General features: G+C 30.9%; 5 protein-coding genes and 1 pseudogene. 1 reads left to right on the top strand and 5 read right to left on the bottom strand.

Going from position 1 to position 7,024, the window contains the following annotated elements:
- Positions 1 to 1,029: 1,029 nt before the first annotated feature.
- Together ES044_RS17585 and ES044_RS17580 are read right to left on the bottom strand one after the other, a co-directional pair.
- Entirely contained in the window at positions 1,030 to 1,569 is a 540-nt protein-coding gene (locus tag ES044_RS17585) for an RNA methyltransferase (protein WP_147120645.1), read from the bottom strand.
- A 137-nt stretch (positions 1,570 to 1,706) separates the two neighbouring features.
- Positions 1,707 to 2,438, bottom strand: coding sequence for a DUF3800 domain-containing protein (locus ES044_RS17580; RefSeq protein ID WP_147120644.1), 732 nt, complete (start codon positions 2,436 to 2,438; stop codon positions 1,707 to 1,709).
- Between the two features lie 76 nt (positions 2,439 to 2,514).
- Here ES044_RS17580 and mutS point away from each other — a divergent pair, with 76 nt between their 5' ends.
- Positions 2,515 to 5,124, top strand: a complete 2,610-nt coding sequence (gene mutS, locus ES044_RS17575; protein WP_147120643.1) for a DNA mismatch repair protein MutS — start codon at positions 2,515 to 2,517, stop codon at positions 5,122 to 5,124.
- A gap of 2 nt (positions 5,125 to 5,126) precedes the next feature.
- Here mutS and ES044_RS17570 read toward each other — a convergent pair whose 3' ends face one another.
- From ES044_RS17570 to ES044_RS17560, 3 genes and pseudogenes are all read right to left on the bottom strand, one after another.
- Entirely contained in the window at positions 5,127 to 5,768 is a 642-nt protein-coding gene (locus ES044_RS17570) for a hypothetical protein (RefSeq protein WP_147187452.1), read from the bottom strand.
- Positions 5,769 to 6,125 (bottom strand): 2Fe-2S iron-sulfur cluster-binding protein, encoded by a 357-nt coding sequence (locus ES044_RS17565; protein WP_147120646.1) that lies wholly within the window; start codon positions 6,123 to 6,125, stop codon positions 5,769 to 5,771. It abuts the gene before it with no gap.
- Between the two features lie 205 nt (positions 6,126 to 6,330).
- Positions 6,331 to 6,813 (bottom strand): annotated as a pseudogene (locus ES044_RS17560) (IS66 family transposase); the annotation flags it as partial.
- Positions 6,814 to 7,024: the final 211 nt, after the last annotated feature.

Genomic DNA, 7,024 nt, shown 5'->3' with positions numbered 1-7,024 from the left:
TACTCGATGATTCCATTTAGTTAAATTATTGATTATCAGCATAATATACGAATAATTAACAACTTAAACAACTGTAAATCAATTAAATAAATAATTTAAACACAAAAAAAGTATGATTCTGCCCTGATGTGACAGTGCGCAACTAGTAGATATAAAAATAGCTGCTATCTGTTTGCTGAAAATTTATTTTTTTAGGAATTTTTTATCAAAGACATTGTATAAAATGTACTTCATCGTCTAAACTTATAACAAAACTATTTCGATCATAACAAAAAACATCTCGATACAATTTTGCGAAAAAGCAAAATCACTCGATGTGACAGTGCGCAACTAGTAGCGATAAAAATAGCTGCTATCTATTTGCTGAAAATTTATTTTTTTAGGAATTTTTTATCAAAGACATTGTGTAAAATGTACCTCATCGTCTAAACTTATAACAAAACTATTTCGATCATAACAAAAAACATCTCGATACAATTTTGCGAAAAAGCAAAATCACTCGATGTGACAGTGCGCAACTAGTAGATATAAAAATAGCTGCTATCTGTTTGCTGAAAATTTATTTTTCAGGAATTTTTTATCAAAGACATTGTGTAAAATGTACTTCATCGTCCAAGCTTATAACAAAACTATTTCCCTCATAACAAAAAGCATCTCGATACAATTTTGCGAAAAAGCAACATTACTCGATGTGACAGTGCGCAACTAGTAGCGATAAAAATACCTGCTATCTGTTTGCTGAAAATTTATTTTTTCAGGAATTTTTTATCAAAGACATTGTATAAAATGTAACTCATCCTCCAAGCTAATAACAAAACTATTTCGCTCATAACAAAAAGCATCTCGATACAATTTTGCGAAAAAGCAACATTACTCGATGTGACAGTGCGCAACTAGTAGCGATAAAAATACCTGCTATCTGTTTGCTGAAAATTTATTTTTTCAGGAATTTTTTATCAAAGACATTGTATAAAATGTAACTCATCATTTTTCACTTATAAAAAAACCCTTTTCTCTCAATGATAAAGATTACACTTGCATCGCTTTCATTTTCGTAAACAAATCCCAGATAACAACCCCTGTGGTTACAGAAATATTTAAAGAATGTTTGGTGCCCACTTGCGGTATTTCAATACAAAAATCACTCGCATTTACAACTTCTTGCTGCACACCTTTTACTTCATTACCCAATACAATAGCATACTTTGTGTTTTTCTCTGGATAAAAAGTATCTAGTTTTGTGCTGTTTTCTGCTTGCTCAATGGCTAAAACTTTTATGTTTTCTGCCTTTAACTTTTGAACTAAATCCATGATATTTTCAGCATATTCCCAAGCAACAGATTCTGTTGCGCCCAAAGCAGTTTTATGAATATCTTTGTTTGGTGGTGTTGCGCAAATACCGCATAAATAGATTTTTTCAATCAGAAAAGCATCAGAAGTTCTAAAAACAGAACCAATATTATTCAAGCTTCTAATATTGTCTAAAACTATAATTAAAGGTGTTTTTGGGGTCGATTTAAATTCATCAACTGAAATTCTACCTAATTCGTTATTTTTTAATTTGCGCATGTTTTTTATCAAAAGTCGTTATTATGTTTACTTTTCGTATCTTTGTGTATATAACAATATTAACTGTTATAAAAAATATTTTGGATTGGGGTGTCCCCGGTCGGCAATAAGGTTGGTTTTTCCAACCTTTTGTTTTTTTATGGAAATTTCTTTAACCCATAGACCTTTCCATTTTTAGTATAAAAATTTTGTTTAAAAGTGTCAAACGAAAGATGCACCCCTGTTGGATTCAAAACATATCTTGCAGTTGGATATGCTATTAAATCAGCTAATTGAAGTCCATTTATATTTTCTCTTTTCCAAGAAAATTTTGTTTTAAATCCCAGTTTCCTGATTCTTTCTGGAGTAACATAATAAGTTCCTACTTGTGTGATTTTTTGAATATGTTTAGATAATTTCAAATCTTCTTTTTTACCTCGTTTTTCAATAATAATCTCTAATTCTGAACAATCCTTAAAATCATCTAAACAAAAAATAGCACGTTCTAAAACAAAAGAGAGTGCTATTTCATAAACATCATTTTCTAGCTTTCCATACTTTTTTATAAACGCTAACTTACTTATTGACGAAGATATTATTTTATAATTATTAATTGATATTAAATTATTTACAGCTTTGTAAAATCGCTTTTTTAAGTCTAAATCAAAAAATATCTGGAACTCATTATTACATTTTCTAATATCTCTTGAGTGAAAAACTACATTGTTGTTATTCCAGAACTCTAACTTTATTTTGTTTATTTTTTCCTTTACAATTTTATAGTTTTCTTCGGAAACCAAAATACCACACAGCAAAAAAATAGGAAAATTCTCATCAATTTTTTCTAAACCATGGTCTCCACTTTCATCGAGAAATAAATAATATTTCAATTTTAAACTTTTGAGTAAAGATATTAACTAATTTTATAATTAAACCTTAAATTCGCATAGATCAAAAACTAAAAAATTGGCAAAACCGAACCCAAAAAAGGTAACTCCTTTAATGAAACAATACAATGCCATCAAGATAAAATATCCTGATGCCATGTTGCTTTTTCGTGTAGGAGATTTCTATGAAACTTTTGGTGAAGATGCTAAAAAAGCCGCTGGTGTTTTAGGAATTGTGTTAACAAAACGTGGCGCAGGAAGTGAAACGGAAACGGCTTTAGCTGGTTTTCCGCATCATTCTTTAAATACCTACTTACCAAAGTTGGTAAAAGCTGGCATGCGTGTTGCTATTTGTGATCAGTTAGAGGATCCTAAAATGACCAAAAACATTGTAAAACGTGGTGTTACAGAATTGGTAACTCCTGGTGTTTCTTTAAACGACGAAGTTTTACAAAGCAAAACCAACAACTTCTTAGCGGCGGTTCATTTTGAGAAAAAACAACTCGGAATTTCATTTCTCGATGTTTCTACAGGTGAATATTTGGTGGCGCAAGGAAACGCAGAATACATCGATAAATTACTTCAGAATTTTACTCCGAGTGAAGTTTTAGTGCAGAAACAACACAAACAACAATTTTTAGAGTTGTTTGAAAATAGGTATTATACCTTTTATTTAGATGATTGGGTTTTTCAAAAGGAATATGCCAATGAAACCTTACAAAATCATTTTGAAGTAAAAAGCTTAAAAGGTTTTGGCATTGAAGATTTAAAAAACGGAATTATAGCTGCCGGTGCGGTGTTGTATTATTTATCAGAAACCCAACACAATCAATTAAAACATATACAATTTATCAGCAGAATTGCCGAAGACGATTATGTGTGGATGGATCGTTTTACCATTAGAAATTTGGAATTGTACAATCCGAATTCCGTAAATGCAGTAACGCTTTTAGATGTGATTGATAAAACCATTTCGCCCATGGGCGGAAGGCTGTTAAAACGTTGGTTGGCATTGCCATTAAAAAACATTGAGGACATTAAAAATCGTCATGAATTGGTGAAGTTTTTTATAGATTCTGATGATTTTTCTAAAACTGTTACCTATCAATTAAAGCAAATATCAGATTTAGAACGCTTGATTTCTAAAGTTGCCACAGGTAAAGCTTCACCAAGAGAAATTGTATTACTAAAAAACTCTTTAAAAGCGATTTTACCGATCAAAACATCCGCAGAAAAAAGCGAAAATAAAACAGTAAAAAAACTTGGGAATCAACTACACACTAGTGAGGTATTGATTGCTAAAATTTCTGAAACCTTGTTTGATGATGCGCCTGTAAACATTAATAAAGGAAATGCAATTGCAGCTGATGTTCATCAAGAATTAGACGATTTACGCACTATTTCATCCACCGGAAAAAAATACTTGGATGCTATGCTAAAACGTGAAACGGAACGCACAGGAATCTCTAGTTTAAAAATTTCGTTTAACAATGTTTTTGGCTATTATATAGAAGTTAGAAACTCGCATAAAGATAAAGTTCCTGCAGAATGGATTCGGAAACAAACGCTCGTAAATGCCGAGCGTTATATTACCGAAGAACTCAAAGAATACGAAACCAAAATTTTAGGTGCAGAAGAGAAAATTCAGAAAATAGAACAAGAAATATTTTCTAAATTGTTACAATACATCATTCAGTTTGTACAAGTTGTACAAGAAAATGCGCAAATTATTGCAAAAATTGATTGTTTACTCTCTTTTTCGGTTTTAGCGGTTGATAACAATTATGTGCGTCCGTTAATGGATGAAAGTACCGATTTAGAGATTAAAAACGGACGACATCCTGTTATTGAAAAACAATTACCCATAGATCAAACCTATATTGCAAATGATGTGGTGTTGAATAGAAATCAGCAACAAATTATTATGATTACTGGGCCAAATATGTCTGGTAAATCGGCTATTTTAAGACAAACTGCTTTGATTGTTTTACTCGCGCAAATGGGAAGTTATGTGCCGGCTCAAAATGCAAAAATCGGAATTATAGACAAGATTTTTACACGTGTTGGCGCGAGTGATAATATCTCGATGGGCGAATCTACGTTTATGGTAGAAATGAATGAGACGGCGTCTATTTTAAATAATGTTTCTGACAGAAGTTTAATTTTATTAGATGAAATTGGTCGTGGAACCTCTACCTATGACGGAATTTCTATTGCTTGGGCAATATCAGAATTCTTGCATGAACATCCATCAAAAGCAAAAACATTGTTTGCGACGCATTATCACGAACTCAATGAAATGACCACCACTTTTGAGCGCATTAAAAACTTTAATGTGTCTGTAAAAGAATTAAAAGACAATATTATTTTCTTGCGTAAACTAGTCTCTGGTGGCTCTAATCATAGTTTTGGTATTCATGTTGCTAAATTAGCTGGAATGCCTAATATGGTGATCCATAGGGCGAATAAAATATTAGCGCAATTAGAAAAAAACAATAAAAGTGCAGAAGTGAAAGAGGCTTTAAAACAAACGCAACATGAAGAAATGCAACTCAGCTTTTTTCAGTTAGATGACCCACTTTTAGAAAATATTCGTGAAGAAATATTGACGATTAATATTGATACGCTAACGCCTATTGAAGCGTTGATGAAGTTGAATGAGATTAAGCGGATGTTGATGAAGAAGTAGTTTTAATGTTTGTGGTTTTTTATTCCTTTCTTTTTAAAATAAGCTTCCATATCCCGCTTTCTTTGCGGGCTCTCCTTAAGTAGCCTGTTAAAAAAATTACTGTAAGGCCGAACTTTTATTTCTTTGTGCAACCTTTTTTCTGCCCTCTTTTTTAAATTTTTAATGAATTTATTTTTAAAATCTGTATTAATTTTTTCATTATATAAAAATTCGTAAAAACGATATGGATGCTCAAAACCTAGATTGTTTCCTAACTCTTTGGTTTTCTCTTCTGTTTCCCAAATGTAATAAGACATTCTTTTCCAATTATAAGTTATTCGTCTTAATGCTATTCTTCTAGCATGAAAATTATCTAATTCATATTCTAAAATTACACGTAAGGAGTCTCTATAAGTTAAATTATTATTTACAACTTTAAAATCTCTTTTTAGATTATTAAAATTAGTGCTGTCTATAGATATTGAAAAATCGCTGTTTATAAACTTATATTTTTTTGCTAAAAAATCTATTCTTTTAATGCTGTCTATTATTATTTTTCTCTTTTTCAAATCATACTTTTGTTCTATAATTTGTTCGTTTTCTTGAGCATGTGACACTGTTATAAAAAACAATGTCACAAAAATTAAAAAAAAGGTATTTTTCATCTAGTATAAATCTTCTTCTGCATGTGTTAAAATTGTTATATCAGACTCCGGATATACTACACAAGTTAAAAGAAAACCATCCTCCATTTGCTCATCAGTTAAAAATGTTTGATCACTTTGATTTATTTGGCCTTCAACTAGAATGGCAGCACAAGAAGAACTCATACCTACTCTATCTGAAAAAGCCCAATCATGGCCATTCTCCTCTGCTGCGTCTAAAAGATATTGGTCATCTGGGCACTGAAAAGTCACCATATAATGTCCTCCATCAACAGTATCAGCACTAACACTGTAAGCATTTCTTATCTTTTTACTTTGTCCATCACTATTTTTTTTTATTAAAGCAACCTGCTTCATAAGACTTAAGTCATAATAATTCTGGACTGAACCATATTTACTTAAAATTGCTGATTTCGATTTTTCTGTAAATGATTCTTTCATTTTAAACAACGTTTCTACTTTTTCAAAGGTTAATTTGTTATCTTCTATGTCTCACTCTCACAACTTGTTATAAGAATACTAAATATAACAATTATTATAATGTTTATTAAATTTTTTGTAACTATTCAGCCTTTAAAACAGCAATAGTTTTAAAAGCAGCGAAAATATTTTGACCATTCTTAATACAGGTATCTGTTACTGATTTAATAACCGCATATATCTGTGCACCATTTTCAGTTTTAAATTGACCTGATACTTTTTGTTTGACCTTCACATTTCTAATCGCTCTTTCTGAAGCATTATTATCCGAAGGCACATTATAATGGTCAAGAAAAGTAAGAATATACTCTTTGTATTTTCTCATTCGTTTATGAAAAGCACGAAGTTTTTTCTGCTTTTCAACAAGTGGTTCTTCTAATAAATTATCTAAATTATTTTTTAGTCTATCCCTTTCTGCTACTGGGAATTTATAACATTCTTGTTTCAATTTTTTCTTTAGTTCCAAAGCATCATAAAGCATTCTTTTAAAATTTGTAGCCCAGTTAGACTCAAAACGTTGTTCAAGAAATATAAGTTCTCTTAATAAATGTGCACTACATAATTGGTGTGTTTTACATTGGGTTTGAAAATGCCTTGCTCAACAATCATGCACCAATATCGTATCTTTAAAACCTTTTGGAAAGTTTGCTTTAATCGTATCAATTCCTCTATTTTTAGAGAACACTACATAAGTAGCAAACTTGCTTTGCCAAGTCCAAAACCAATTATTTTTACCATTTACTTTAATACCAGTTTCATCAGCACCAACCACATTT

Source organism: Polaribacter sp. IC066, assembly GCF_007997085.1.
Lineage (GTDB): Bacteria > Bacteroidota > Bacteroidia > Flavobacteriales > Flavobacteriaceae > Polaribacter.
This window is presented reverse-complemented; position numbering and strand designations above follow the sequence as displayed.